The following is a 24,205-nucleotide window of genomic DNA, read 5'->3' as shown; positions in this document are numbered from 1 at the left end:
AAGGAGAAGCCGAAGGTCGGCGGCGGCCTCGGTATCGGCGGCGGCGCGAAGAAGCCCGGCGGCGGAGCCCCCAAACCGGGTGGCGCAGCGAAGAAACCAGGCGGTGCCCCGAAACCAGGCGGTGCCCCGAAACCAGGCGGTGCCCCGAAATCAGGTGGCGCACCGGCCAAGGCTGCTGAACCCGAAGCCCCAGCGGCGCAGGAGAAGGCGGCAGCACCGGCGAAGGGATTGTCCATCGGTGGCGGCGCCAAACGTCCCGGAGCACCGAAACCGGGTGGCGCAGCGAAGAAGCCCGGCGGCGGGGCACCGAAGCCAGGCGGAGCGCCCAAGCCGGGTGCTGCGAAGGCAGCCGAACCCGACGCCGCCGTGGCCGAGGAGAAGGCAGCAGCACCGGCGAAGGGACTGTCCATCGGTGCCGGCGCCAAGCGTCCCGGAGCACCGAAACCCGGTGGTGCGGCAAAGAAGCCAGGCGGCGCCAAGCCGGCCGCAGAAGCCAAGCCCGCGGACACCGAGTCCACTGCGACGGCGAGCGACACCGCAACCGAGGAAGCCGCCGACAAGCCCGGCTGCACCGGTTAAGGGTCTTGCCATCGGTGGCAGGGCGAAGCGTCCTGAAGCCTCAAGTACGCGACCAGGAGCATCCACTAACCCACCCACAGACTGACTGCCTTCTCGCACATGCAAATTCACTCGTCGGGCAATAGCGTCCGCTGGGACAGAATCGGGCGGTCTTGGAGGAGGAATTGCTGGCTTCGGGTACTGGCTGACAACGGTGAGGCGTGTGGTTATGGACCGTGTTGTGCAGGCTTATGCTCGTTGCCGGTGCCTGCCGCCAGCCTTGACAGGTGCAGTTTCGGCAGGGGAGGGGGACAATCGGCCGGACCGTTCGAGCCCATACAGGGCGGCTACACAGATCGTTCCCACGACGGCCAAAGCAACCCAGATTAGTGACCCCAGATGTGCGTCGCTAAGGATTCCGAACACTGCGCCGGTACCCAGGTTGCCGAGCAAAATGCCGAATCCGACGACGGTGTTGTAGAAGCCGTAGTGGGTGGCCACAAGCTTGTTGTCTGAGAGGGCGACGACAGTGTCCATCTCGAATGGGAAGACTGCCGCTGTGCCCACAGCCAGCAGCGCGGCGGTCAGGATTAGTGCTCCTGCGGCGGCCCACCCGCCCCAGATGGCGGGGCTGGAGAACACCGTGAGTGGGACGAACGCTAGTGCCATGATGGCCATGCCGATGATCAAGCTGCGACCCGATCCCCATCTCCGGGAAAACCACGCCGTGATCTGCAGTTGTCCAACTATCGCCACCACTCCTGAGACCACGAAGAGTGAGGTCACCAGGATGGTGTCCGAACGTTCGTTCCCGGCTATCGCCGCTGCTTGCAGCGGCAGCGCCAAATAGACCTGAAACGAGAGAACGTAGGACCCGACCATCGCCAACGCGAACAGCACAAAGGGTCGGTTGGAGATCACGACACGCCAGTCCTCGAGCACTCGGGTCTTGGCGTCGGGTTTCTCGGGGCGGTGCGAGGGCAACGCCCAGATCTGCACAACAGTCAGTACAGCGAAAACCGTTGCTGCTGCCAGCGCGGTGAGCTGGAAGTCGAAGGTCATTAAGGCCAGGCCGATCAACGGTCCCAGCAGTATCCCCGCCTGGTAAAAGACGTTGAAGACGGCGAAGGCCTCAACCCGTCGTGGTCCGGCGTCTGCGGCGAGGTATGCCCGCACAGCTGGATTGAACAGGGCTCCGGCAAATCCAGTAGCAACCGAGGCGATCAGGATCGCCGGCAACGATTGCACCGCGGCGAGCAACACAAAGCCCGCGACCCTGAGTAGACAACCAGCAACAATCAGGGGCTTGTATCCCAGGCGGTCGGCAAGCGTTCCACCCAGGAGGAACATTCCTTGCTGAGAGAAATTCCGAAGTCCTAGAACCAATCCGACGGCCCAGGCGGCCAGGCCTAACGGGCCGGCCAAGTACCCAGCCAGATAGGGCATCAGCATGTAGAAGCCCACATTGATAGTGAACTGATTCACCATCAGTACCTGACTGGGGCGATCAAAACTGCGGAACTGGGTCCAAAGCATTCTCATGAAACATCTTTCGTAGGATCGACTACGGTTGCGCACCGGGTCCACCTCTGCACAATTTCATCTGTGGGATGCCCGATGGTCGCTGGCTCGGTGGGTGGGTCCGCGTCCAATAGGCCGTGTCGGCTGCAGTATTCGTCGTTGTAGATGGTGTCGAAGTAGCGCTGCGGCCCATCGGGGAATATGGCTGCGACACGCGTCGCTGGGGGACTAGTGCGTGCACTCCAGCCAGCAACGAGAGCTACGGCGCCGACGCTCCACCCGCCGCTGGCGTGATGGGTAGAAGCTAGTGTGCGGCAGGACCACACCGCCTCATGCGGGGCCACCCAGTGCACCTCGTTGAAGGCTGAATAGTCGACGTTGTCGGGGTAGATGCTAGAGCCCAGCCCACGCATGAGTCGGCTGCCGGCAGGTTGCCCGAAGATGGTCGATCCGACGGTATCAACGCCGACCAGCCTGAGGTCGGGACGGTACTGGCGAAGCACGCGGGCAACGCCTGCGGAGTGTCCGCCGGTTCCCACCGAGCACACGAGCGTGTCAACACGTCCGAGCTGGGCAATCAGTTCGTGTGCCAGTGATTCGTAAGCGTCGACGTTGTCAGGATTGGTGTACTGATCGGGACACCACGAGCCTGGGTAAGCAGCAAGAAGTTCGCGAACTTTTTCGCGTCGAGCTTGCTGCCATCCGCCAGTGGGATGCGGCGTGGTCACCAGTTCTACGTGCACGCCGTATGCCGTCAGCATTCGATGCACGATGGGCTCTAGTCCCGGATCGGTGACGAGGGTGACTGGGTGGTGATGGGTGGTTCCCGCCAGAGCCAGACCTAAACCAAGTGTGCCGCTTGTGGATTCAATGATTCTCGCCCCTGGCGCGAGGTCGCCGCGAGCTTTGGCTCTTTGAACCATGTGCAGCGCGGGTCGGTCCTTCATTCCACCGGGATTGGCTCCCTCGAGCTTCGCCCAAAAGCCCCGTCCGCTGGCGGCGAACGGTTCACCAATCCACAGGACCGGCGTATTGCCGATCATGGGGCTTGGTTGTGAACACTGACTAGCAGGAGCTGGCGACAGGGTGTCGGACGGGGAAGTGGACATGGTGGGAACAGCATTGTTCATGAGCGAGGAAACCTCTGTATGTACGACTGCGACAACGCAGTAAGTGATTGGTGGACAGCATTTAGCTAGCCATGAGGGCAAACCTCAAATGGCCTGGCTGCCGATCAGCACCTGTTGATACAGAGGTTCTTTAGGGTGGTCCGGCCGAGTCGGACGGGGATAGGCATATCTGGTGGAGACCGGGAGGTGAGCCGGGCCCACAGCAGTACCGCGCTGATGAAAAGAGTTATTGCGATGAGAGCGGCGACGGTAGGGGGGCGGAGTGGGTTGTCAGACCGCGGCGTGGCGATGACGGTGTGCGTTTCGTGATCCATGTGCGGGGACCCGTCGTCGCTATGTGCGTGGCCGGGCATTTGTTCGCCAGCAAAGAACGTTGACGAGGTCATGACATGGACGTCGCGGTCCGGGTGACTATTAGCAGGGAAGAACCCGCACTGAGTGAAGGCGTGCGTGAGCAAATACAGAACGGACGCGAAGGCGACAATGGTCCGCACACGCGGGAGGCGTATCGCATGATCCGTCACAATTTCCCGACTGTAGCAGCGAAATTTTCGGACTCGGCTCGTCAACCTCGAGTTCAGATAGCTTCAGACTCGCCCCACCAGGTCAGCCCGGGTCAGGTGCATTGCGAGTGATCCCGATCACGCAAAGACTTGATGCCTGTGACTCGGGTCAGGTAGTAGCTAACTACGTGCCCGCCGAGAAGAGTGCAGCCGGGCTGTGGTGACTGAGGAATGAGTGGATGATTGGATGCAATCCACCACGGGGCGGCTGTAGCCAGGTTGGTAGAGGCCGGGCTGTTAGGGTTTCTGCAGGGCGAGATACGCATATCGGCGGTCGAGGGCGTTTTCGGGTACCAACGTTACAAGTTTGGCTGTCAATCCACGCTCGGTAGCAGCTGTCCAAAACTCGTCGATTCCAAATGTGGTCATGTTCGCCAAGTTGCGATGGTAGTTGCGTCGCCTGCCGCGAGTCCATCGGCTGGTGGTGTGATATTTGACCTGGATCAAAGCAACTCCACCGGAGACGAGAAGCCGCTCAGCTATCTCTATGATCTCCATCGCGTCCTGCTGCGATGGCACCAACTCCAATACGTATACGCACAGGAATAGATCACACTGATCTTCCAGCCCTGCCGCGGCAGTTGCCGGCGATGCGATGTCGACTTCGATCCCCCCGACAGGGGTGCTACATACCGCAGCCACCTGACGTATGGTTTCGGCGACACTCGGCGCCGACACATCTGCAACTAGTAGTCGGCCCACATGCGGCGCGAACGCCACAGCGTTGGCCCCACCTCCGCAGCCCCATTCGATCATTAGCTTCGGGTTTGGTGCCACGCCAAGCGCTTTCGCAAATGTTCGGAACATTTCGAGATGCTCCGTTCCCAACCGTGTCCAGTCTTCTATGTCGAGACCTCCACGCCAGTGCGAATTGGCTGCCCACGCCGCAGTTGTGTCATCCGTCCAGTAGTCCGCAGCATCGGCAAGCCTTCGTCGCGCTGATTGGTGTGGAAGAATCCGCTCTATCGCCTGACGGACGTTCTGCAGTGGTCGCCGCGCCGACCGGCCCTCGATGTTCGGCTCATTCATTGCTGCGACGATATACGACTGCGCGATGCCGGCACGCCGCCGAGCGGGCCGCCACAGCGAACGTAACCGCTACGGTGGCCAGGCGATGACCAGTACGAACGCCACTGGCCGGTACCACGAGAAGTAGGCGTCGGTGAACTTGGACGCCTACTTCCGCATCCAGGCCGACCCGGTCAAGTGCTCGCTAGCCCGGCTGGGGCCCCGCGCTGTAACCACAGATGAAAAAGTTTGTAGCACAAGTGGTTACGCAAGTTCGTGGCGTGCCACCCTGCTCAACTACCCATGCAGCCAAGCGCATAGTAACAAGCGCATGAATGCAAGTATTGCCTGATCGGTGCTCACGGACGAGTTACTGGCGCAGGTAGTGGTTTCTCGACCGACTCCTGACCCCATGCGGCTTGGCCCACCGTTCCTGGACGGGTGCATTTACCTACTATAATGCATAGTAGTTGGGCGTATGCGATCGGTTGCCGGATGAGTTGGGTTGATGTATGAGTCTGTTGGATGAACCGGCGAAAGTGGAACTGGCCCGGCCGTTCCAGCCCGGTTACCGTTGGCACGGAAAGTGATCAAGGTGGTACGTGCCATTGTGCTCAGGGACCCAACGCGCGGAGTGTGGGATTTGAGGTACGTTTTGTCACTGGTGACGAAAAAAATTGTGCCACAACTGTTTACGCCGATAATATAGACTATGTAAGGTAGAAGCTCGAAGTGCCTGCAAGAGAAGCAGATTCACCATCGCCCTTCGTGACATATGTCTGCGAGTAGGTCTCCCGTGTGGACACGATTAGTGCTCGGAAGGCACGCGATCGCTGGCCTTTCGGGGCGTCCGCCACTGGTCATTTCGTACTGCCCGCTGCGCCAAATGTGCGATCATCACCAGCTGATGGCCGCCGCTAAGTTGTTACTTGCTGAGGCACCAAGCGTGTGTGCTCGCATCGTTCGGATCGCCTGCATAGGTCTTGAAGGTGTAGTTCGAGCGGTTGGGATATTCGTTAACGACCTTGTCGACGCTGAACTCGAGCGCTGTACGTTGCTCGTCACCCAAGGTCATGGATGTCGTGGAATACCAGTCGTCCGCGGCCTCCAGCGTCGCATCTGTTATTCCGGAAATCTTTTCTGCCAGAGTCATGTTGGCAAATCCCATAGCGCTCAGCTGGGAGTCGTTGACGACTTTGTCAGTGTTCTCGATGCACAGTGCTTCGTATGACGAAGCACTGCCTGAGCGTCCAGATACCCCACCACTGGTGCTGGAGCTCGGCTCGCCACCACTAGTGGAGCTCGGCTCGCTGCTGCAACCAACGAGGAAGATTGCCACGATCGCTGTCCCTGCTACAGCTCGTCGGTACACGCGGAGCGGCTCCCTCCAGCCTCGTTGTTGTCTTCTGTCGTAGGTCTGATCTTCCCGCATGTACACAATCATCCACGGACACAGTCCGATCGTTGTCATCGACTGCGGGGTGTGCTGTGCACTCTCATCGGACGAGGGGTGTCGGATAGGAGGCCAGCTGGGCTTTGAGTTCCTGACGGGGTGATAGTTGGCAACGACGGGCGAAGGCGCGTCGCGAGTGTCCGGGGGTCATGTCAGGCATCCCGTTCGCTGCGTTTCTGTGAACACGGACACCCCTGTCATCAGAAGGCACTGGGCGTTGTCGGGACGATCTGTGTAGCTTGCGCCGAGTACGTATAGCGTCGGAGCTTTGATCGTCGCGGCGAGGGTGGCATAGTCAGATTCGGGGATTGTCCAGACATTGAGGTTGGTGGCCTTGGATGCCAGCTCCATTGTCTCGCCAGCGGTGAGTTGCCCCGAGAGTTGCTGAGCCCCTCCTTGTTCGGAGATGCTGGCGGCGGCGAGGAACATCGGCATATTCGTCAGAGTGCACCAGGCGTCCTCGACAGTCTCGTCGTTGGATGAAACCCCGATGTCGGTGCGCGCTGTTTGGCTCGTGCACAGCGGCGTGCTCGCGGCCCATACCGGCTGAACGCTGAGGTTTTCGGGGAAGGGGGCATTGCGGCCTGGTGTCGTGTTGGTCAGGCGTGCTGTTGTGGCGAACCGCCATGTGAGATCTGTATGACCGGGCTTGGAGTTGAGGGTATCGGAGGTGACCGTGATTGTTGGTTCATCGATCTCCACCTGGTACGTGTAGCCGTCGTCGTCTTCCCAACTGTGCTGCAGGATGGGCTGCTGCGCAGGACGTGTCGGCGAGGTGGCCGGGCTGGCGGTGCCCGAAGCGGTCGCCTGCGATTGCGTAGGAACTAGCGTGGTAGGAGTGCTGTCGTTGCCTTCACTCGCGGCGCCCTGATCGGAGGATCCGCAGGCGGCCAGACCTAGAAAAGCCACAGCGGACAGGGCTGCGGCGAGGAGCGTGCGAGGGTAGGTCATAGCGTCTTCTCCAGTGTGCGTGCGGACGGGCAACAGAGTTACGCCTCCAGCGGCCTGAAGGTGCGAACGGGCGCTGCGGCCGTAGTTAGTTCAGTGAGCAAAAGTCTGCCAGCGACGATGACAAACATACAGCCTGACGGTGTCACATGATCGTATGAACCTTCAGGTCAGCGATTGGGTGGTTATGCCGTCGGATCACGATGTAACCCAGGATGGATCGGGTTAGTCGAAGAGTCCACCGACCACACCCTCGAAGGCGGCGGTCACCCCGGCAGCCAGCGCCCCGCCACCGACCTTCTTGACCATCCCCTTGAGCTTGTCGCCATTGCTCGCTGTCGCTGCTCTGGCGGCGACAACATCTTCGGGCTGGCCCGTCGACGTTTGGTTCTCGTAGTAGACCGCGGTTGCCACCGCGCGTTCTGCGCCCGCGGTATCGCCTGCGCTGTACAGCGCATCGGCGATCTCGACCTCGAGATCGGAGGCCTTCGAGAAGTCGCCGACCTTTCGGCAGGTCCACACCCACCAGCGTTTGGCGTCGATCGATGACGGGTCGCCGGGACCCAGGGCGCGCTCACGCGTCGTTGACAACTCCTCGACCAAAGGGAGGGCTTCAGCGAACCGCCCGAGTTGATGGAGGCAGTACACCGATGAGTGAAGATTCGACAGATACATCGCCGACGCGGCGCCTTCCTGGCGCCGGCGGAGCTTCCGAAGGACAGTGAAAACCCCAAGAGCGTCGTCGTACCTCTGGCTCTGGAACAGTTGCTGGGCAGTGGTCTGCTGGGATGCGAGGTCGGCGGTCACGATAGAAATCATAAGGTCGCAACGGATCAAGGCGCTGCCGAATCATCCCGCGTTCGGCGTTGATGTTCTGAGTCTGCGAGGTGAAGTCAGAGACGTCCAGTGAACCTCGCCACGGGATCTCGGCCATCTTGACCGGCCTCGTACTGAACGAGCTCACTCGGGTAGTTCTTGGCAAACTCGACGAACTTCTCGAGCACCCGCGCCCGCACCCGCACCCCGCGCGGGGGTGGTTCAGTGTCCCTCGTGCGACTGACACGGCGACCCGCGCTCCGGACGTTGTTTTTCGTTCGTGTAACAAACGAGACTTGGGAATCGTTGATCAGTCATACTTTGCGTCGAGTTAGAAAGGCTTCTTGGCGGCTGCCGTAGCTGCAGTGGAGTTTCCTGTGGGTTATCTAATGGCCCAGGTGCCACTGGACTGAAAGGAGGAACCATGATTCGTCGACTTGCACGCCGTCTGACCCGTGGCCGCACGCGCCGCTACTGACGTTGTACTTGCATCCATGTGCTGACCGAAGGAAACCTGTTTCAATGTCAGCGCCGATCAGAAGGCGCCGCCAAGCGGCCTAGTCCTGGTCAACCGAGGCCCGGCTCCGTAAACGGAGCCGGGCCTCGGCCAGACAATACCCGTGGAGTAACTCGCATGCTGCTGGCTGATGGGGTCACATGGCGACGATCGCAGCGAGGCCTTGTGGTGCGCGTACCCGGCAGCCCGCCTTTACTCGTGGAACATCATCGGGCGCATGTCATTCCGCAAATCGTTTCAGCGACTTCCGACCCGAAAGACCTCGTCGCCGGACTCGGCGGCACCCCCGCCGACCAACAACTCGTGACAGATCTGTTCGAGGAGCGAATTCTCGTCGAAGCGGCGTCGGACGGAAACACCGACCCGTATGTACAGCCCAAACGGTTCTCGCTCACCCGCTCAGGCCTCGAGATATCGGGCATCGAAACGATCGCACGCCTGCTCTACCGCGTTGTCGCACCCGTCGTCCGTTCCCGCCTCGGGCGGTTGTTTCTAATCGCCGTCGTCGTCGGTGGAATTGTTGCACTCGCGCTCGGTCGCCCCGCTGGACCACAGGTCAGCGAGCACCCCTCCATCGATGCCCTGCTGGGCATCGTCCTGGCTCTGAGCTGCTCGGCCGCACACGAGCTCGCACATGCAGTCACGCTCGTCCACTACGGCCGAACACCGGGACGAGCTGGCTGCGGATTCTATTGGGGCGCCCTCTGTTTCTACGTCGACTCCACAGACGCGGTCACTCTGCCCCGGCGGGCACGAGTAGTAAACGCCCTGGCTGGACTCGCGGTAGACGTCGTGACCACCGCAATTCTCCTGATGGTTGCGCAAGTCTCGTCGACCGTCCTGATCTACGCGGTGTGCTGGCGCGTAGCCATCCTAGGTCTGGTGAACATGGCTGAAAATGCGCTGCCGATACTTGAGGTCGACGGTCAGGTCGCTCTGTCCGACCTCCTCGACGAACCAGACCTCTCGATGAGATCGCGGGAGGCACTGAGCCGCCTACTCCGACGCAGAGGGCAGGACGAACAGCCTCCCTGGCTGCCATGGTTCGGTGCTTTCAGCATCACGGGTGGTGTCGTCTTGCTCGCCAGCAGCGCCTATTTCTGGTGGTACGCCGCGGGTGACCTCATCCGCACTCTTCTCGCCGGCAGCCCCGGTGACATCATCGTGGCCCTCTACCTAATCGTTCCCTTTGCCGCGGGCGTGATCTTCTCCAGCCTGGGTCTAGTCCTGGAGCTAGTCACAAGTCGGCACACAGAAGCAGGAGGGGCCAAAGACGCGACCGACAGCCCGGCCACATGAGGTCGTCGGGATCACGGACTCGAATAGACCAGTGCGAGTCCGCACGGTGCTTCGCTGCGGACGAAACAGGTTGCAGCGCCGCTTGTATGCCGATACTAGATATTATGTCCCTTCAACATCGCGGTCGGCAATGCAGTCCGGTAGGACATCTGATGATAAAACCAGATAGCGCAGGAAGTTGATCGTTCGATTCTCACGCGGTCACTCGAAGCCAGAGCCAATTAACAGTGCGAACTCAACACCCATAGCCGGGCGGGTGGCGCATCGGTACTTGGGAGCTCGAGCGGGGCCAACTTACGGACCCCTTCGGGGTTCGCCACGGTCAAGAAAGACCCTACGAACCAGTGAACTGCTGCGCGGGTGGAGCCGGATCGGGTGCTGCGCAGGTCGTGGAATGTCCGCGCAGAGATGTCGCGCACGCGACGCCTGCAGCCGCACCCTTGCCCACAGCGATCGGTATCAGTTGCAGCCCCGCGGTGATGTCCCCGGCGGCATAGACGCCGTCGACGCTGCTGAGTTGCATTGCGTCGACAACGATTTCGCTTTCATGGTCGAGTTCGCATCCGAGTTGTTGCGCGAGGTTGTTGGTCGGTTGATGTGCGTAGGAGAAGAACACCTTGTCGCCCTCGACGACTCGTCCGTCGGCCAACCGGACACCGGTCAACGCGCCGGGATCACCCATCAGGGCTTGGGCTATTCCGTCGACGACCTCGATGTCGTGCTCGGCGCACACGTTGCGTTGCTGCTCGCCGAAGAGGGGATCGCCTGCGGTCTCGGTGACGACGCGGACCTTTGCCGCCCAGTCCAACAGCTCGGACGCGTACGCGGCTGCTTGCTCACCGTTGCTGAGTACGATCACCGTTCTGCCGCGTGCTGCGTAGCCGTCGCAGGCCGCGCAGTGATGGACGTCGGTGCCGTAGTGCTTCTGGATGCCCTCGACCTGTGGCAGCCGGTCGCGGACACCGGTGGCCAACACGATCCGTTTCGCGCGCACCTTCGCGCCATCGACGGTGACGACAAAATCGTCAGAACTCTTCTGCCGCAGAGCCGTGACAGTCCCGTTGTGGAGCTGCACGTGGGCATACCGTTTCAAGCTGTCCCGGGCTTCGGTGTAGAAGCGTCGTGGGGTGTTCGGGCCGGGCCCAAGCGTGCCGTGGATTTCGTCGGCGGCCAGATTGCGCTGCTGTCCGGCGTCGATGACGAGGGTGGACCGTTGATACTGGCCGAGCCAGGTGGCCGCAGACAGTCCCGCCGGACCACCGCCGATGACGATGACGTCGACGGCGGCGGGAAGGTCATCGGTCACATCTAATCTCCCTTCACGCAACTTGTCTCGACCCGACCACTATGGAAGTGACGACGCCGCCGGTTGTTGTAGACGACGCGGCTCAGAGGTATCGCCCGACGGCCCATGCGCGAGCTGCGTCCGCGCTCACCGCGTCGACTTCGACCCCATCTTGGAACAAGCCCGTCTGCACAACGGTTCCGCTGTCGAGCGCCCACTGCCATGCCTGAATGGGCCCTTCGCCCCAAGGCTTGTGCGGCAGTAGGTCATCGAAGATGAGCACGGTCTTCTCATGCGCCAGTCGGCTCATGTTGGCGATGTCGGCGCGGGCGATGTCGTAGGTGTGTCCGCCGTCGATGAAGATGAGATCAAAAGTGCGCCCTGCGTCGCCGAACCGCGGAACGGTTTGCTGCGAGTCGCCGGCAATCAGCGTGTGCCGTCCTGGGAACTCGTCGTCGATGTACTCCTTGGCCGTTGACAGGTACTTGTGTTCCGCCAGGTCGAAAGACGTGACCTCAGCCTTCGGATTCGCTTCGAGGAACGCATGACTGGAGTACCCGGCGTTGAATCCGATCTCGGCGATCTGACGGATCTCCACCGCCGCTGCCGCAGCTCTGAGGAATGCGAGTTGCTCGGCATTGGCGGACCCTTCGACGAACCAACCCTGCTCGCGTGCGTCGGCGACGTTTTGTTCCAAGCGCTCAAAGCTCATGTACCACTTCTCTCGTAGCGAGTTCATCGGATGGTCGCCTCTAGAGCCGACCCTTGAGGATCAGGTTCCAATATGTCTGTGGCAGTCCGTATCGGTCGAATGCCCACGCGGAACGGCGTGGCTTCAGCGGGTCCAGGAATGACGGCAGTGAGGACGTGACGGTCCCGTCCCGGTCGAACTCCGCGGCGATGAGCGTGTGGGCGTCGATGGCAATCGGAGCCACGGTGTAGCCGTCGTACTCCTGGAGCGGCTCCCGTGAGCGTGTAGCGAGCAGATTGTCGACGAGGATCGAAATCTGGCGTCGCAGACCACCGCCCGACGGATCGGTGTCGATGGCGGCGCCGTCTCCCGCCGCCCAGACGTTCGGGTACTCGCGATGGCGGAAGGTCTTACCGTCCACATCGACGACGCCGTGTGGGGCATCTCCGGTCAGGCCGGAGTCCTGGAGCCAGTGCGGACCGCGGTACGGGGGCACCAGATGCAGCATGTCGTACGAGAGCACCTCGGCGGTCCCTGCTTCATCGGACACGGTGATCTCCTGGGTGCTCGGGCTGAGCGCGGTGACGGCGGTACCCAGGCGCACGTGCACCCCGAGGTCATCGAGGTGGCCACGGAGTCGTTCGTCGAGCCCCTCGACCCCGAGCAGCTGCGGTCGGTCGATCACCAGGGTGATGTCGATGCCGGAGAGTCGGCCAGTGCGACGCCAGTGGGCGGCGGCCAGGAACAGGGGCTTGATGGTCGTACCGGTGCAACTCACCGGCGGCCGCGGAACGGTGAAGACGGCATGTCCACCGACGGGCATGGACTGCACCAGCTCCCAGGTTTCCTCGGCCCGGTCGAGGTAGTTGCTCGCCACCGCAGGGGTCTCGAGCGCAGCGAAGATGCCGGGCAGGGCCGCGGTGTCGGGGACCAGACCGGGACCGAGGACCAGGTCGTCGTAGCGGTACCGTCGGCCGGAGGCGCAGTGCACCACGCGAGCGGCTGCATCGACCTTGACCGCCGAGTCCCGGAGCCAGGTGCAGCCCTTCGGCGTCACCGAACGTTGGGTGCGCTCGGCGCTGCGTAGGCCGGCCTGTCCACCGCCGACGTAGGACAGCAGCGGCCGGTAGGTGTGCACGGACTGGGGTTCGATGACCGCGACATCGCGAACGCCCTTATGGAGCAGCCGGCCTGCCGCACTGATCCCGGCGTTGCCGCCTCCGATGATCAGGACATCGAAGTGTTCGTCGGGCAGCGAGTCGGCCGCAGCGAGGCCATCAGAGGTCATCTGGTGGCTTTACCCCGAATCAGCCACAGCGAACCCGGCCCCTTGACGAGAGGGGCCGGGTTCGCCGGCGGTCAGAGCAGGCTGTCGAGTTCGGCGCTGATCTCTTCAGGGGTGACGGTCGGCTCATAGCGTTTGATGACGGCTCCGTCGCGGCCGACGAGGAACTTGGTGAAGTTCCACTTGACGTCGTCGGTGCCGATCGCGTCGGGGCTGGTCTTCTTCACGTGGTCGTAGAGGAAGCCGGCATCCGGGCCGAAATCTCCCGGTGCCTCGGACCGCAGGTAGGTGTAGAGCGGGTCGGCATTGTCGCCGTTGACGTCGATCTTGCCGAAGATGGGGAACGTGACGTTGAAGTTGGTGTCACAGAAGTCTGCGATCTCCTCGGCGGTACCCGGCTCCTGGCCCCCGAACTGGTTGCACGGGAATCCGAGGATGTGGAATCCGCTGTCCTTCTTGTCCCGGTACAGCTGCTCCAGGCCCTCGTACTGCGGCGTCAGGCCGCACTTGCTCGCGACATTGACGACCAGCAGGACCTGCCCGGCGTAGTCCTTCAAAGGTTGGCTTCCGCCGTCGGGCGTGGTTGCGTCGAAATCGTGTGCGCTCATGGCCTTGTTCCTATCAGATCACCGACGACGAGGTCGTTCTCCATCGGCGATCAGCCTTCGGCACCGATGGCCGCGCGCGGGACGAAGATCACCAGAGGATCATCGGGGGTGATGAGGATGCACGCGTTGTCGCTGAGTGTGAGGACCACCGCGCGGGCCGCCTTGGGCAACGACTCGAGCTGACGGGAGATGTCTGCGGCCAGACCGGCGGGCACCGAGACATGCGCATCGCCGAGATGGATCGCGGCGACCCCTTCGGCGGCCAGTGCGGCGTCTCGGTACGGCATCAGATGTGTCTCCTTGTCGGTTCTGGGCCCCAGCGTAGGAGATGGGTCGGGAGCCGGCAGCACGCGGGTGATCTGCGCTTTTGTCGGCGTATTGGCATATTTCGGCGTATTGCTCGCCGGGCCGAAATGGCGGAGGGTGACTTCGCTCACGTTGGGGTTCCTTAGACTTTTCGTCGGTGATGCCGAGGGGCGAAAGCCTCGACCGCCGGTGGTCAATTGTTCGGACGTCGGTCTGCGTATTTCGCTCAACTCATCACCAACGCTTCCTGCACGGCCGTGTGAAATGCTTTGCCGGGCTCGCCGAACACGGGGGTTTCGGGAAAGTACATTGCTGCCAATCCGCTCAGCAGTGACCCGCAGGCGCCGGGGCGGACCGCGACGGCGAACCACATCCCCATCGACACGTTGCTGATCACGCGCGTCCAATCGCCGTGTTCTTCAATCGCATTGGCAACTCGCAGCATCAGCTTGGGGTCGGTGCTGCCCGGTCGTCGTGGGGGAGCATCGGTTCGCTCAGGCGTGCGCTGGGCATCGGTTCCGGTGTCGCCGGGGCCGCGTCTGTCGAAATGGGCCTCAGAATGGATATCGACCGCATTTGTGGCCGTCATGGGCCGGTTGCTCAGCGTGTGCATCATGACTCTCCTCGCCGGGTGATTGTCGGCCAATTGGCCAACAACTCGACCGTCGCACGAGTTGAGTGTTTTGTTGCAGGTCAGTCGACTTTCCGTGGCGTGGTTAGTGCGTTCAAATGTGCAATTAGATTTCCGGCGACTGTTTGGTCAGCGAAGTATCAAAGATGGCAAACCTGAGGTTGCGATCATTGGGACCGGCTTGGTCAGTTGGCGCCGAGCGACGTCTCGTCGGGCGTCGCCAACGTCAGTACGGCCTCGGTGACCCTCGGATCGGCCTCGATCTCGGCCTCGAGTCGGCGCAGGATCCTGGCGAGATCGTTCTCGCTGGTATTGCCGACGAAGTCGATCGCTGCAACCAGATAGAGCGTCCCGGGTCCCGTGAACTCGGCATGCAAGTACGTCACGCGGTCGACGTCAGGGTGACTCAGGAGCATCTCCAACAGCAGCTTGCGAATCCTGTCGTCGACGGCCTGGCCGAGGAGAAATCTGCGGTTCTGATTGATCAGCACCACGGCCACCACCCCGAGCAGAACGCCGACGAGGATGGATCCGACGGAGTCGTAGGTCGGGGAACCGGTGACCTGGTGCAGGAGGATCCCGACGAAGGCGATGGCCAGCCCGATGAGAGCAGCAGCATCTTCGGCGAAGACGGCCCGAAGGGTCGGGTCGGAGGTCCTGAAGACCTGGTTCAGCAGTCCTATCCTGCGCTTGACCGCGCCTTTCCTGGCTTGCTGATACGACCGCAGAAAGGACACGCCTTCGAGCAGAGCCGCGATTGCGAGCACCGCGTAGGCCACCGGATAGTCGGTTGCCGGCTCCGGGGAGATCAACTCAGAAATGCCGTGCTGGATGGATACCGCCGCACCGACGGCGAAGAGCCCGAAACCCGCGAACATCGACCAGATGTAGGCCTCTTTGCCATAGCCCTGAGGGTGCCGGGTGTCGCGGACCCGATGGGAGCGTCGCTCGGCGATCAGTAGCAGGACCTCGTTGCCGGTGTCGGCCCACGAATGGGCGGCTTCGGCCACCAGTGACGCGGATCCGGTGAGCATCGCGGCGCCGGTCTTGGCAATGGCGATCGCGAGGTTCGCGACGAACGCGATGACCACCGTCAGAAAGCTGTCGCCGCCCCCGGCCTGCGCGGTGTCGGGCTCAGTGGTTGCCATAGGACCTCACCGGGCCAGTATGCGCCCCACCTGAAGTCAGGACAGATCAGATGAGCCCCTCGCGCATCGCATACGCCACCGCGTGAGTTCGATTGCGCAGGTGCAGCCGAGTGGTGACGTCGTGCAAGACGCTCTTCACCGTGCGTTCGGAATAGCAGAGTTCATCGGCGACCGCGGCGGTGTCGAATCCTTCGGAGACCAGCCGCAACACCTCGATCTCACGCTCGGACAACGGCGCCGAGTCGGCAGCGCGCGGAAAACCGCCTCGGCGCCGGCGATATCCGGCCGCCTCGAGAAGGCTGCCGACCAGATCGGCGGGAACCGCACCGCCACCGGCCGCAACCTGTTTGATCTGCGCGACGAGGTTGTCGCGGGTCGCGTCGGCGCGACGGATCAGTCCGCTGACACCGGCCTCGGCCGCCGCGACCACCGCGCTCTCGTCGAGGGATGAGAGCACGAGCATCGTCCGAGGGGCACCACCGCGCTGGATCGCCCTGAGCGTGCGATGCACCGTCTCGTCGAGAACATCGGCAACCACCACCGCCACCTCGGCGCTGTCGAGCCCGCACCCGGCAACGAGCCGGACCTCCGCACACATGCGGAGGGTGCTCGTCACGCCGGCTTGCAGGATCGGATCGTTCGCGTAGACGTAAGTGCTGACTCGACTACCACCGTGATTGCGCATGTGTCGATGGTCGACGAACCAGGCTGCGTTGCCGCGAGTAGCGCACTACCCGAATTCTCGGCCGACCACCGAAGGTCGGAAGACCCCCACGTCAGTGGGCGAAGTGCTGCTTCTGAGGAAGCTGCCCGTCGGACTTGATGAGCCGCAGCTCCTTCATGACCTCGACGAGATGCTGGTGCAGGACGCGGGCCATGTCGCGGGAGAACCCCTCGCGGACGACAACTCGCAAGACCGCGAGGTCGGAGACGTTGTCGGGCATCGTGTACGCAGGGACCTGCCAGCCATAGGCCCGCAACCCGTGCGACACATCGAACGCGGTGAACTCGCAGTCACTGTGCAGCTTGAAAGTGACCACCGGGATGGCCGAACCGTCCGTGACGATCTCGATCTCGTCCTCTTCCTCGATCTGTCCGGCGAACCAGCGGGCAGTGTCGGACAGCGATTTCATGATGTCGGTGTAACCCTGCCGACCCAGGCGCAGGAAGTTGTAGTACTGCCCGATCACCTGGTTGCCCGGTCGGGAGAAGTTGAGGGTGAAGGTGGGCATGTCGCCGCCGAGGTAGTTGACGCGGAACACGAGGTCTTCGGGGAGCCAGGTCTTGTCGCGCCAGACGACGAATCCGACACCGGGGTAGGTCAGGCCGTACTTGTGACCGCTCACGTTGATGGAGACCACTCGCGGGATCCGGAAGTCCCATTCGAGGTCTGGGTGCAGGAACGGCAGGACGAAGCCTCCGCTGGCCGCGTCGACGTGGATCGGTACGTCGACACCTCCGTCGGCGGCGAGCTTGTCGAGAGCATCAGCGATCTCTTTCACCGGTTCGAGCTCACCGGTGTAGGTGGTACCTGCGATGACCACCACGCCGATCGTGTTCTCGTCGACCGCATCGAGCACCTGCTCGGGGGTGATCACGTAGCGGTCTTTCTCCATCGGGAGGTACCGCGGCTCGACCTCGAAGTAGCGGCAGAACTTTTCCCACACCACCTGCACGTTGCTACCGAGGATCAGGTTGGGAGTGCCGGTGGGTGTCCCACCATCTCCTGAACGCTTCGCCTTCCAGAGCCACTTGAGCGCCAGGCCGCCGAGCATGACGGCCTCCGACGATCCGATGGTCGACGTGCCGGTCGCACTCGACGCCACCGACGGGTCGAGGTCCGGGGCATGGAACAGATCCGCCACCATCGCGACGCACCGCTCTTCGATGGCGGCGGTCAGTGGGTACTCGTCTTTGTCGATCATGTTCTTGTCGAACGTCTCGGCCATCAGCTTTTCGGCCTGGGGATCCATCCACGTGGTGACGAAGGTGGCGAGGTTCAGACGTGAGTTCCCATCGAGCATCAACTCGTCGTGGATGAAGCGGTAGGCCACCTCCGGATCCATCGAGTCGTCCGGAATCTGAAGGGCTGGAATGCCGGAGACCGCGAAACGGCCGGTGTAGGCGGGGGTGATCATTCCCCTGTCGACGTCTGACATATGAACTCCATCGCTGCTTGTTTAACGGGAAATGCCGAGGCTCGAGCGGTTTGATGGTACCGCCGAAGTGGCCACGCGCACTGGCGTTCTCCAACTGTGCACCGTTGGTGAGCTGCGCAAACGACAGTCATGCCGCAGTTGTGAGGGCGATTCGCGGTCACGTCGCCGGTAGGGTGTGAGCATCTAACGCTGCCGACGACGAGGAGTGGTGTCCATGGGACCCGGATACGGCAACGATCCGAACAATCCTGATCAGCCGTATTACGGGGGCCAGCAGCCCTACTACGGCGATCAACAACCGTATTACGGCAATCAGCCACCTGATCAGGGTGGCTACGGCCCCAGCGGTACCAGTCAGATGCCCGCAGGCGGCCAGCCCGACTACAACCAGCCCGACTACGGCCAACCCCAGTACGGCCAACCCCAGTACGGCCAGTCCCAATACGGCCAACCCCAGTACGGCCAACCCGATCCCAGCCAGCAGGCGTACGGCCAGCAACCCTATGGCGAGCAGCCCTACGGGAATGCCCCCTATGGCGGGCAGCCGCCGTATGGTGGTCCGCCCTACGACGGTGGGTACGGTCAGCCTCCGCAGGGCCCGAACGGCGGTGGCAGCAAGAAGACCTTGCTGATCATCTTCGCCGTCGTGATCGCCCTGCTCGTGGTGGCCGGCGGTGCCACCGCTGCCCTGGTGTTGAACAGTGACGGTGACGACGATTCGCCGACTGCCAACTCGACCACGTCGAGCGCCACCACAACGACCACGGACAGCACCAGCACCGAGGACACCACGACGACGACCACGACGACCAGAAGTTCGGGCGGCACAGTTGTTTACGAGGTGACAGGTAACGCCTCGATGATTCTCTACAGTGATGCCGGCGGAGAACAGAAAACAGAAACGTCGCCGAGTACACCGTGGACGAAGACGTTCGACAATCTGGAACCACCCTTGCAGCTCAGTGCATTCACCGCCAATGGCGATGACGTGTCCTGCAGCATCAAGGTGGACGGTAAGACCGTTGCGAGCGACAAATCGGCACTCGCGATCTGCGTCGACATCGGGGCCTGAGTACCGCAGATGAGCAACGTGTGGGCGCAAGGTCGGTACCGCAGCGTGGCCGACCACATCAGGCCGGTGGCAACGCAATTGGTGACGTCGGCGCAGACCAGGGTGAATCTCGCCGGTGCCACCGTGTATGACCTGGGGTGCGGTATCGGCGCTGTGGCATTGCAGTGTGCGGCTGCGGGTGCCGCGGTCACGGGGGTCGACTTCACGCAGGAGCTACTCGATCAGGCGGCCATCGAATCCGCCGGTGCCGGTCTCGACGTGCGATGGCTGCTGGCCGATGCGAGCGCCACGGGACTTCCGGACGCCGGTGCCGACGCCGTGGTCTCCAGTATGGGAATCATCTTCGTCGATCCTGTCGTAGCGCTCCCTGAGATCGGCCGGCTGCTGCGGCCGGGTGGGACGTTCGCCTACAGCGCCTGGTCGCCGGCAGGTGACCAGCCGCTGCGTCGTCCGATCGCGGAGGTCGTGGGTGCCCCTCCGGCCGGCGCTGCGTCGCCGGACGTCTGGGCGACTCCGGACCCCGTCGCGTTCGGCGAGTACTTCACCGCGGTCGAGATCGAAGAGCACATGTACACCTGGCAGTTCGGGTCTTTGGATGAGGCGATCGCATTCGTGACTACTGAGTCGCCGGTGCACGTCAATATGCTGAGCAGTCTGGACGATGACCGGAAGCAACGTGTTGTCAACGGTTTTCGCGCCGCATTCGATGATCTGACCCTTTCCGACGGATCGGTCTCGTTCGCCGTCCCCTACGTCGTGGTGCTGGCCACTCGGAAGGGATGAGAAGTGCCTGACCCGGAGTCTCGGAAGCAACGGGCGACCTCGTTCGGTACGCAGGCGGCCGCCTACAGTGCCGGCAGGCCGGACTATCCGTCGCAGGCTGTTGCCCGGCTCGTCGCACCCGACGCGATGGTGGTGGCCGACATCGGTGCGGGCACAGGAAAACTCACGGCGTCGCTCCTCGCCCCAGGACGCACGGTCTACGCAGTCGAGCCGGACGGCCACATGCTCGACACACTGAGCGCCCAACTACCGTCCGTGCACGGTCTGATCGGAACCGCCGAGCAGATCCCACTCGCGGACGGAGTGTGCGACGCCCTCACCTTCGGCCAGTCGTGGCACTGGGTCGAACCCGCCGCGGCCGTCGCCGAGGCGGCCCGGGTACTGCGGCCCGGCGGCACGCTGGGTCTGATCTGGAACATCCGAGACGAGACCGTGCCGTGGGTCGCCAGACTGACGGAGATCATCGCCGCGAGCGAGGCTGAGGTATTCGTCGCCAACGGTGGCCCGACACTCGAGTTGCCGTTCAGCGCGCCTGTTCATGAGACGTTCGATTGGGATCGCCGACTCGATACCGAGCAGCTCCTGGCCATGGTCGTTTCGCGGAGTCAGATCATCACGGCCGCGGAATCCGAGCGCGCAGACATCCTCGAACACGTCCGTCGACTCGCGGCGGAGGTCGCCGATCCCGAAGGAACAATCGTCTTGCCGTATCGGACACACGTATTTCTGGCAACTCTCGACCAGACGGGGTAGCCGAAACTTCCCGAAGCCAAACCCTTCCGCGCGACCTAATTAAAATCCAGGCAATCTGGGCGAAAACTACCGGACGGAGTGACGAAAACACACCCAGTCGTGTTCTATTGACTGGGTGCATACGCTCACCCGCAGGGATGCGTGGCTCCGCTTGACGCTGCTGCCCGCCATCCTCCTGCTCATCGCGGCCCTGGTTGCCGGATGCTTCGACCCGCTAAGCAGAGCCGGATCACGCGATCCGGATCCGAACCACATCGTCGTCGGCTCGGGAGGAGTCCTGGAGAGCCAGATCATCGGCCAGATCTACATCGATGCGCTCGAGGCGAACGGTTTCACCGTGGAGAACCAACTCAACTCCGGAACCCGTGAGCGGTATCTGCCCGCCCTGCGGTCAGGCGACATCGACCTCGTCCCCGACTACATCGGGAACCTGATGCAGTATCTCGCGTCGACCGCACCGGGCCTCACCGAGGACCGGATCGCCGAGTATTCGGCTTTGACGTCGCTGGAGGACATCGAACAGGCGCTGCCCTCGGTGGAGGGCGACGACCTGCTGACCTATACCCCTGCCCCGGGCTCCAATTCCGATTCGGTCACCGTGACCCAGAAGTCAGCGGACAAGTGGAATCTCAGGTCGATCGAGGACCTGGCCCGGGTATCGCAAACGGAGAAGGTCAGTTTCATGGCGAACAGCGAGTTCGCCACGCGTGAGGTCGGGGTTCCGGGACTCGAACGCAACTACGGACTCAAGGTCGATTTTCGGCCCAACAACGACAGTGGCGGCCAGGCCACGATCAACGAGCTCACCAGCGGTCGGGTCACGGCGGCGGACATCTACACCACGACCCCGGCGATCACCACCGAGGACCTGGTGGTGCTCGACGATCCCAAGCACAACTTCCCGGCCAACAACATCGTGCCCGTCCTGGCGAAGTCCAAGGACTCACCGAAACTCCGGGCGGTGCTCGACGCGGTGTCGTCGAAGCTCACGGTGGAGGAGTTGCGGAACCTGAACGAATTGGTGTCGGGCAAGGAAAAGCTTGAGGTCGAAGACGCGGCGAAGCGCTGGGTCGAAGCACAGAATCTGAACAAAGCGCTCGGGTCGTGACAGTGGCCCACCCGGAAGGAAGCAACCACATGATCACCTTTGATTCGGTGACCAAGACCTACCCCGACGGCACGACGGCCGTCGACAACCTGACCCTCGACATCGAGGAAGGCAGCTTCACCGCCTTCGTCGGTCCGTCGGGATGCGGTAAGACGACGTCGATGCGGATGATCAATCGCATGATCGAGCCGACGTCCGGAACGATCAGGGTCGCCGGGAAAGACGTGGGGTCGTCCAACGCCGTCTCGCTGCGCCGCGGCATCGGCTACGTCATCCAGAGCGCAGGCTTGATGCCGCATCAGCGGATCGTCGACAATATTGCGACAGTTCCTGTGCTGCAAGGTCAATCGCGGAAGGCCGCGCGGCATGCCGCGCTCGAGCTGCTAGAGCGCGTCGGCTTGGACCGGGCTGTCGCGACCCGATACCCGGGCCAGCTCTCGGGTGGGCAGCAGCAGCGCGTCGGGGTGGCCCGCGCGCTCGCCGCCGACCCCGCGATCCTGCTCATGGACGAGCCGTTCAGTGCTGTGGATCCCGTGGTCCGCGAAGACCTGCAGAACGAGATGCTCCGACTGCAGGGCGAGTTGCGCAAGACCATCGTCTTCGTCACCCACGACATCGATGAGGCCGTCAAGCTTGCCGACCGCATCGCGATCTTCGGTGCCGGTGGCAAGCTGCGACAGTTCGATACCCCGGCCCGGTTGCTCGCAGCTCCGGCGGACGAGTTCGTGTCGTCGTTTGTCGGTCGCGACCGCGGTTACCGTCAGCTGCAGTTCAATTCGGGTGCCGACGTCCAGTTGGAGCCACTGACACCGATCAGCGAGGCCGAGATCGACTCGCAGATCCTGGGTGTCGACGAGTGGCGGCTCGTGACCATCGACGGCAACCCGTTCGGCTGGGTGGACGCCGAAGGGGTGACGGCACACAGCGGTGGGGCGTCGCTGTACGAGTCCTGCTCTGCGGGCGGCTCACTGTTCACCGAGGGCGGGACGTTGCGTCAAGCCCTCGACTCGGCGTTGTCGTCGCCGTCAGGTACCGGCGTGGTCGTCGACGGGAACGGCACGGTCAGCGGCGGGGTCCGGGCCGCGGATGTGCTCGCCGCGCTCGAGCTGCAGCGGAAGTCGGCCTCGTGAACTATCTGCTCAACCACTTCCCGAAGGTCTGGGAGCTGACGCTCGAGCACATCAAGCTCTCGATGGTGCCCCTGCTGGTGTCGCTGATCATCGCGATTCCGCTCGGGCTCTTGGTGTATCGGTCGCAGACGGCCCGCAGGATCACGATCGTTCTCGGCTCCATCGTCTTCACGATCCCGTCGATCGCGCTCTTCATCGTGCTGCCATCGGTGATCAACACCCGGATCCTGTCCGACGTCAACGTGATGGTCGCGCTGGCGTTGTACTCCACAGCCCTGCTCGTCCGATCCGTTCCCGAGGCTCTCGATGCGGTGCCGCCTCTGGCCGTGGACGCGGCAACCGCCATCGGATACAAGCCGTGGCATCGTGTCCTGAAGATCGAACTGCCGCTGGCGATCCCGGTCCTGATCGCCACCGTGCGCGTCGTTGCGGTCACCAACATCTCGATGGTGTCGGTGGGCGCGGTGATCGGGTTCGGTGGTCTCGGCAGACTGTTCACCGAAGGCTACAGCCGCAACTACACCAACGAGATCGTCGCGGGCATCATCGCGGTGGTGGTGCTGGCGCTGATCATCGACCTGTTGCTCGTTGTCCTCGGCAGGTTCCTCACGCCGTGGGCGCGGGTCGGCAAGGGGCCCGGTCGCTTGTCGCGGGCCAGGATGAATCTGAGCAAAGAGGCGGCGCCGGCATGAGCAACATCTTCAGCGACACGGTCAGCTATCTCACGACTGCCAGCAACTGGACCGGCACCGCGGACACCGACGGTCTGCTCATCGAAATCGCCCAGCACCTGGAGTACACCTTCTACGCGGTGGGGCTGGCCGCCCTGATCGCGGTGCCGATCGGCCTGTTCGTCGGTCACACCGGCAAAGGGGAGGTGATCGTGGTCGGCTTGGTCAACATGCTGCGGTCGCTGCCGACCCTGGGTCTGCTGCTGCTGTTCACCCTGTGGATGGGCCTCGGGCTGACCCCAACGATCATCGCGCTGGTCCTCCTCGGGGTGCCTCCGTTGCTCGCCGGCACCTATGCAGGAGTGGCGAACGTCGACAAATCGGTGGTGGATGCGTCCCGGGCGATGGGTCTGAACAGTCTGCAGGTGCTGTTGAAGGTCGAGTTCCCCAACGCGCTGCCCTTGATCCTCGGAGGCCTGCGCAATGCGACGCTGCAGGTGGTCGCCACCGCTGCGATCGCCGCGTACGTGGGACTCGGCGGCCTCGGCAGGCCGATCTTCGACGGGCTCGCCACCTACGACTACCCACCGATGATCGCCGGTTCGATTCTGGTGACACTGTTGGCGCTCGTCCTCGACAGCATCATCGCCGGGGTGGCCTGGGCGTCGGCTCCGGGGACGGGCCGACTGCGCCGTGTACCCGATTTGGCGATTGCCTAGCCGATATCGCCGGTTGGTTCGGTAACAGGTGGCCTAGTCGCCT

24 protein-coding genes and 1 pseudogene are annotated in these 24,205 nt (G+C 62.8%); 9 read left to right on the top strand and 16 right to left on the bottom strand.

All coding sequences use genetic code 11. From position 1 onward, the window contains the following. A pseudogene (locus tag DFR67_RS15610) lies at positions 1-579 on the top strand (Fe-S oxidoreductase); the annotation flags it as partial. 228 nt (positions 580-807) lie between these two features. Here DFR67_RS15610 and DFR67_RS15605 read toward each other — a convergent pair. The 7 genes from DFR67_RS15605 to DFR67_RS15575 form a co-directional block, all read right to left on the bottom strand. Continuing rightward, on the bottom strand, positions 808-2,100 hold the full coding sequence (locus DFR67_RS15605) for an MDR family MFS transporter (protein WP_110470388.1): 1,293 nt from the start codon (positions 2,098-2,100) through the stop codon (positions 808-810). After that, entirely contained in the window at positions 2,097-3,209 is a 1,113-nt protein-coding gene (locus tag DFR67_RS15600) for a PLP-dependent cysteine synthase family protein (RefSeq protein ID WP_110470387.1), read from the bottom strand. Before DFR67_RS15600 ends, DFR67_RS15605 begins: the two co-directional genes overlap by 4 nt. Before the next feature lie 104 nt (positions 3,210-3,313). Beyond that, positions 3,314-3,703 carry a putative copper homeostasis (lipo)protein LpqS gene (gene lpqS / locus DFR67_RS31675; RefSeq protein ID WP_110470446.1) on the bottom strand — a complete coding sequence of 130 codons (390 nt, stop codon included), beginning with the start codon at positions 3,701-3,703 and terminating at the stop codon, positions 3,314-3,316. Between the two features lie 306 nt (positions 3,704-4,009). Then, positions 4,010-4,801, bottom strand: a complete 792-nt coding sequence (locus DFR67_RS15590) for a class I SAM-dependent methyltransferase (RefSeq protein WP_110470386.1) — start codon at positions 4,799-4,801, stop codon at positions 4,010-4,012. Between the two features lie 904 nt (positions 4,802-5,705). Then, positions 5,706-6,119 carry a hypothetical protein gene (locus tag DFR67_RS30265; protein WP_146240457.1) on the bottom strand — a complete coding sequence of 138 codons (414 nt, stop codon included), beginning with the start codon at positions 6,117-6,119 and terminating at the stop codon, positions 5,706-5,708. Positions 6,120-6,380: 261 nt separating this feature from the next. Next, complete coding sequence (locus DFR67_RS15580) at positions 6,381-7,217, bottom strand: hypothetical protein (RefSeq protein WP_146240456.1); 837 nt, start codon at positions 7,215-7,217, stop codon at positions 6,381-6,383. A 189-nt stretch (positions 7,218-7,406) separates the two neighbouring features. Beyond that, complete coding sequence (locus tag DFR67_RS15575) at positions 7,407-7,988, bottom strand: tetratricopeptide repeat protein (RefSeq protein WP_146240455.1); 582 nt, start codon at positions 7,986-7,988, stop codon at positions 7,407-7,409. Between the two features lie 724 nt (positions 7,989-8,712). Between DFR67_RS15575 and DFR67_RS15570 the strand changes: the two genes are divergently transcribed. Further along, positions 8,713-9,813: a hypothetical protein gene (locus tag DFR67_RS15570; RefSeq protein WP_110470382.1), complete on the top strand. Its 1,101-nt coding sequence runs from the start codon at positions 8,713-8,715 to the stop codon at positions 9,811-9,813. A gap of 334 nt (positions 9,814-10,147) precedes the next feature. On the opposite strand, the gene DFR67_RS15565 is transcribed toward DFR67_RS15570, so the two are convergent. The 9 genes from DFR67_RS15565 to gad form a co-directional block, all read right to left on the bottom strand. After that, the gene (locus tag DFR67_RS15565) at positions 10,148-11,119 is read right to left on the bottom strand and encodes an NAD(P)/FAD-dependent oxidoreductase (RefSeq protein ID WP_110470381.1); all 972 of its coding nucleotides are present in this window, start codon (positions 11,117-11,119) and stop codon (positions 10,148-10,150) included. A gap of 82 nt (positions 11,120-11,201) precedes the next feature. Beyond that, positions 11,202-11,810 carry a class I SAM-dependent methyltransferase gene (locus tag DFR67_RS15560; protein WP_158539969.1) on the bottom strand — a complete coding sequence of 203 codons (609 nt, stop codon included), beginning with the start codon at positions 11,808-11,810 and terminating at the stop codon, positions 11,202-11,204. Between the two features lie 40 nt (positions 11,811-11,850). After that, entirely contained in the window at positions 11,851-13,077 is a 1,227-nt protein-coding gene (locus tag DFR67_RS15555; protein ID WP_110470379.1) for an NAD(P)/FAD-dependent oxidoreductase, read from the bottom strand. Between the two features lie 71 nt (positions 13,078-13,148). Continuing rightward, positions 13,149-13,682 (bottom strand): glutathione peroxidase, encoded by a 534-nt coding sequence (locus tag DFR67_RS15550; RefSeq protein ID WP_110470378.1) that lies wholly within the window; start codon positions 13,680-13,682, stop codon positions 13,149-13,151. A gap of 50 nt (positions 13,683-13,732) precedes the next feature. Continuing rightward, positions 13,733-14,119, bottom strand: a complete 387-nt coding sequence (locus tag DFR67_RS30260; RefSeq protein WP_146240454.1) for a hypothetical protein — start codon at positions 14,117-14,119, stop codon at positions 13,733-13,735. Between the two features lie 95 nt (positions 14,120-14,214). Then, positions 14,215-14,604 carry a hypothetical protein gene (locus DFR67_RS15540; protein WP_110470376.1) on the bottom strand — a complete coding sequence of 130 codons (390 nt, stop codon included), beginning with the start codon at positions 14,602-14,604 and terminating at the stop codon, positions 14,215-14,217. Positions 14,605-14,804: 200 nt separating this feature from the next. Further along, positions 14,805-15,767: a cation diffusion facilitator family transporter gene (locus DFR67_RS15535; protein WP_110470375.1), complete on the bottom strand. Its 963-nt coding sequence runs from the start codon at positions 15,765-15,767 to the stop codon at positions 14,805-14,807. Between the two features lie 46 nt (positions 15,768-15,813). Continuing rightward, positions 15,814-16,452 carry a response regulator transcription factor gene (locus DFR67_RS15530; protein WP_110470374.1) on the bottom strand — a complete coding sequence of 213 codons (639 nt, stop codon included), beginning with the start codon at positions 16,450-16,452 and terminating at the stop codon, positions 15,814-15,816. Positions 16,453-16,543: 91 nt separating this feature from the next. Beyond that, on the bottom strand, positions 16,544-17,926 hold the full coding sequence (gene gad, locus DFR67_RS15525; RefSeq protein WP_110470373.1) for a glutamate decarboxylase: 1,383 nt from the start codon (positions 17,924-17,926) through the stop codon (positions 16,544-16,546). Positions 17,927-18,140: 214 nt separating this feature from the next. On the opposite strand from gad, the gene DFR67_RS30535 reads away from it, so the two are divergent. From DFR67_RS30535 to DFR67_RS15485, 7 genes are all read left to right on the top strand, one after another. Then, entirely contained in the window at positions 18,141-18,998 is an 858-nt protein-coding gene (locus DFR67_RS30535; protein ID WP_158539968.1) for a flagellar basal body-associated FliL family protein, read from the top strand. A gap of 9 nt (positions 18,999-19,007) precedes the next feature. Beyond that, entirely contained in the window at positions 19,008-19,781 is a 774-nt protein-coding gene (locus tag DFR67_RS15510; protein ID WP_110470370.1) for a class I SAM-dependent methyltransferase, read from the top strand. Between the two features lie 3 nt (positions 19,782-19,784). Beyond that, the gene (locus tag DFR67_RS15505) at positions 19,785-20,534 is read left to right on the top strand and encodes a class I SAM-dependent methyltransferase (protein WP_110470369.1); all 750 of its coding nucleotides are present in this window, start codon (positions 19,785-19,787) and stop codon (positions 20,532-20,534) included. A gap of 115 nt (positions 20,535-20,649) precedes the next feature. Then, complete coding sequence (locus DFR67_RS15500; protein WP_245937973.1) at positions 20,650-21,642, top strand: ABC transporter substrate-binding protein; 993 nt, start codon at positions 20,650-20,652, stop codon at positions 21,640-21,642. 29 nt (positions 21,643-21,671) lie between these two features. Then, on the top strand, positions 21,672-22,772 hold the full coding sequence (locus DFR67_RS15495; protein WP_110470444.1) for an ABC transporter ATP-binding protein: 1,101 nt from the start codon (positions 21,672-21,674) through the stop codon (positions 22,770-22,772). Next, entirely contained in the window at positions 22,769-23,464 is a 696-nt protein-coding gene (locus tag DFR67_RS15490; RefSeq protein WP_170135228.1) for an ABC transporter permease, read from the top strand. The genes DFR67_RS15495 and DFR67_RS15490 overlap by 4 nt, the downstream gene beginning before the upstream one ends. After that, positions 23,461-24,162, top strand: coding sequence for an ABC transporter permease (locus DFR67_RS15485; protein WP_110470368.1), 702 nt, complete (start codon positions 23,461-23,463; stop codon positions 24,160-24,162). Before DFR67_RS15490 ends, DFR67_RS15485 begins: the two co-directional genes overlap by 4 nt. Positions 24,163-24,205: the final 43 nt, after the last annotated feature.

This window comes from Williamsia limnetica, assembly GCF_003217475.1.
GTDB classification, from domain to species: domain Bacteria; phylum Actinomycetota; class Actinomycetes; order Mycobacteriales; family Mycobacteriaceae; genus Williamsia; species Williamsia limnetica.
The sequence above is the reverse complement of the archived record's forward strand: the minus strand, read 5'-3'. Positions and strand labels throughout refer to the sequence as shown.

What these genes read in the sequence shown, in the direction of transcription:
- DFR67_RS15495 (WP_110470444.1), top strand. Translation starts at nt 21,672, where the DNA reads ATGATCACCTTTGATTCGGTGACCAAGACCTACCCCGACGGCACGACG.
- DFR67_RS15560 (WP_158539969.1), bottom strand. Translation starts at nt 11,810, where the DNA reads ATGAGCTTTGAGCGCTTGGAACAAAACGTCGCCGACGCACGCGAGCAG.
- DFR67_RS15540 (WP_110470376.1), bottom strand. Translation starts at nt 14,604, where the DNA reads ATGATGCACACGCTGAGCAACCGGCCCATGACGGCCACAAATGCGGTC.
- DFR67_RS30535 (WP_158539968.1), top strand. Translation starts at nt 18,141, where the DNA reads ATGGGACCCGGATACGGCAACGATCCGAACAATCCTGATCAGCCGTAT.
- gad (WP_110470373.1), bottom strand. Translation starts at nt 17,926, where the DNA reads ATGTCAGACGTCGACAGGGGAATGATCACCCCCGCCTACACCGGCCGT.
- DFR67_RS15550 (WP_110470378.1), bottom strand. Translation starts at nt 13,682, where the DNA reads ATGAGCGCACACGATTTCGACGCAACCACGCCCGACGGCGGAAGCCAA.
- DFR67_RS15605 (WP_110470388.1), bottom strand. Translation starts at nt 2,100, where the DNA reads ATGAGAATGCTTTGGACCCAGTTCCGCAGTTTTGATCGCCCCAGTCAG.
- DFR67_RS15535 (WP_110470375.1), bottom strand. Translation starts at nt 15,767, where the DNA reads ATGGCAACCACTGAGCCCGACACCGCGCAGGCCGGGGGCGGCGACAGC.
- DFR67_RS15510 (WP_110470370.1), top strand. Translation starts at nt 19,008, where the DNA reads ATGAGCAACGTGTGGGCGCAAGGTCGGTACCGCAGCGTGGCCGACCAC.
- DFR67_RS15555 (WP_110470379.1), bottom strand. Translation starts at nt 13,077, where the DNA reads ATGACCTCTGATGGCCTCGCTGCGGCCGACTCGCTGCCCGACGAACAC.
- DFR67_RS15600 (WP_110470387.1), bottom strand. Translation starts at nt 3,209, where the DNA reads ATGAACAATGCTGTTCCCACCATGTCCACTTCCCCGTCCGACACCCTG.
- DFR67_RS15485 (WP_110470368.1), top strand. Translation starts at nt 23,461, where the DNA reads ATGAGCAACATCTTCAGCGACACGGTCAGCTATCTCACGACTGCCAGC.
- DFR67_RS15590 (WP_110470386.1), bottom strand. Translation starts at nt 4,801, where the DNA reads ATGAATGAGCCGAACATCGAGGGCCGGTCGGCGCGGCGACCACTGCAG.
- DFR67_RS15530 (WP_110470374.1), bottom strand. Translation starts at nt 16,452, where the DNA reads ATGCGCAATCACGGTGGTAGTCGAGTCAGCACTTACGTCTACGCGAAC.